This window comes from Streptomyces sp. NPDC032745, from assembly GCF_055579465.1.
The window spans coordinates 1-2,882 of sequence record NZ_JBVING010000041.1; the positions used below are offsets into that span (position 1 = coordinate 1).

Sequence of the window (2,882 nt, forward strand, 5' to 3'; positions counted from 1 at the left end):
GGTGTGGGGCGGGCTCCGCGCAGTGGTGTGGAGGAGGTTCTGTGCGGTCTGTTCGCTGAGGTCCTGGGTCTGGAGAAGGGTGTCGTCGGGATCGACGACGGGTTCTTCGACCTGGGTGGACACTCCCTCCTCGCCACCCGCCTGGCCGGCCGGATCCGTACCGAACTCCGGACCGAACTCTCCATCCGTCGGCTCTTCGAAGCACCCACCGTGGCGCAACTTGCCGCCCTCCTGGATGACACGGACGGCCCGGCCCGCCCGGCTCTACTGCCCATGAGCCGCACCGAACGGTTGCCCCTGTCCTTCGCTCAGCGCCGGCTCTGGCTGCTGCACCGGCTGGACGGCCCCAGTCCCCGCTACAACATGCCGGTGTCACTGAGGCTGACGGGCAAGCTCGACGAAGACTCCCTCAGGGCCGCACTCGCGGACGTGGCAGCCCGCCACGAAAGCCTGCGCACCCTCTTCTCCGAAGATGAGCAGGGTGCCTACCAGGTGGTACTGGCACCGGAAGCGGGACGCCCCGAGCTCACCCTCGTGCAGACCGACGAGGCGGGCCTGGCAGAGGAGCTGCACCGCGCAGCGCGCTACCCATTCGAGATCGCCACCGAAATCCCCTTCCGTGCCTGGCTGTTCCGACTCGGCGCCGACGAGCACGAACTGCTGCTGGTCATGCACCACATCAGCAGCGACGGCTGGTCGATGCCCCTCCTGGCCCGCGACCTGACCGAGGCCTACGCGGCACGATGCGCACAGAGGGAACCGTCCTGGCCGGAACTGCCCGTGCAGTACGCCGACTACACGCTCTGGCAGCGTGAGCTGCTCGGCTCGGAAGAAGACCCGCAGAGCGAGGCGTCGCGTCAGCTGGACTATTGGAAGGACACCCTTGCGGGACTTCCCGAGGAGCTCGTACTCCCGACGGACCGCCCCCGCCCGGCACGCGCCTCGTACGCCGGTGGCAGCGTCGACTTCGAAGTGCCCGCCGCGCTGCACGCCCGGCTGGCGAGCCTGGCCCGCGACCACGACGCGACCACCTTCATGGTCGTCCACGCGGCCGTCGCCACGCTGTTCTCGCGGCTCGGCGCGGGGGAGGACATCCCCATCGGCGTGACCATCGCGGGGCGCACCGACGAGGCCCTCGACGAGCTGATCGGGTTCTTCGTCAACACCCTGGTCCTGCGCGCCGACCTGAACGGCAACCCCTCCTTCTCGGAGCTCGTCACCCAGGTGCGGGACAACGCCCTCGCGGCCTACGGCAACCAGGACCTGCCCTTCGAGCGGCTGGTGGAGGTGCTGAACCCCACCCGGTCCATGTCCCGCCATCCCCTCTTCCAGACCATGCTCACCTGGACGGCGGCCGATCAGCTGGCCACGACCAACGAGGCACTGAGCCTGCCCGGCCTGGACGTGGCGCCGCGCGCAGTGGACACCGGCGCCGCCAAGTTCGACCTGCTCTTCGACTTCGCCGAGCAGCCGGACGACGGCCCCGGTAGGGGACGCCTCCTGGGCGCACTCCAGTTCAGCACCGACCTCTTCGACCGGGCGACGGCGGTATCTCTCACCGACCGCCTGCTGCGCATCCTGAAGACGGTCGCAGCCACGCCTGAACTGCCGGTCGCCGAGGTCGACGTACTCGGTCCGGAAGAGAGCAGCCTGCTCCTCGTCGAGGTGAACGACACGGCGCATGAGACGAGCGGAGCCACCCTGCCGGAGCTGTTCGAGGCGCAGGTTGCCCGGACTCCGGATGCCCCGGCGGTGACGTTCGAGGGTGCGACGCTCTCGTATGCGGAGCTGGACGCGGCGGCGGAGCGGCTGGCGCGGGTGCTGGTCGGGCAGGGTGCGGGTCCCGAGCGGTTCGTGGCGGTGGCGCTGCACCGTTCCCTCGACCTGGTCGTGGCGTTGCTGGCGGTGGTGAAGTCCGGGGCCGCCTACGTACCGGTGGACCCCGACTACCCCGCGGACCGCATCACCCACATGCTCGACGACGCCCGTCCGGCACTCCTGCTGACGGACTCCGGCCTCGCACCTCGGCTGCCGCACACGGACGTGCCACAGCTGATGGTCGACCGGATCGACGAGGCCGGCCTCACCGACGCCGACCTGCCGATCCCGCTGGGCGGACACCCCGCGTACGCGATCTTCACATCGGGTTCCACCGGTCGGCCCAAGGGCGTCGCAGTGACACACGAGGCGATCGCCAACCGGCTGGAGTGGATGCAGGCGGAATACGGACTCGGCGCCGACGACCGGGTCCTGCAGAAGACACCGTTCGCCTTCGACGTCTCGGTGTGGGAGTTCTTCTGGACCCTGAGCACCGGTGCGACGCTGGTCGTGGCCAAGCCGGACGGACACAAGGACGCCGAGTACCTGGCGCGGCTGATCCGGACCGAGCGCATCACGACCGTGCACTTCGTCCCGTCGATGCTGCGTGCCTTCCTGCAGGAGCCGACGGCGGCGGACTGCAGCGTCCTGCGCCGGGTGATCTGCAGTGGTGAGGCGCTGCCCCGCGAGCTGGCACAGCAGTTCCACGAGACCCTCTCCGTCGGCCTGCACAACCTCTACGGACCGACCGAGGCCGCCGTCGACGTGACCTCTTGGGCTTGCGTGCCCGACGACGACGGCACGACCGTGCCGATCGGCCGCCCCGTATGGAACACGGCGGTCTACGTCCTGGACTCCATGCTCCGTCCGGTTCCGGTGGGTGTTGCGGGTGAGCTGTATCTGGCCGGGGTTCAGTTGGCGCGTGGGTATGTGAACCGTCCGGGTTTGTCGGCTGAGCGTTTTGTGGCTGACCCGTTCACTGTTTCTGGTGGTGGGCGGATGTATCGCACGGGTGATGTGGTGCGGTGGCGTGTGGATGGGGAGTTGGAGTATTTGGGTCGTGC

General features: G+C 69.0%; 1 protein-coding gene. It reads left to right on the top strand.

Going from position 1 to position 2,882, the window contains the following annotated elements; all coding sequences use genetic code 11:
• Positions 1-27: 27 nt before the first annotated feature.
• The coding region (locus ACZ5WG_RS40765) for an amino acid adenylation domain-containing protein (RefSeq protein ID WP_468729698.1) at positions 28-2,882 on the top strand (2,855 nt) is incomplete at its 3' end.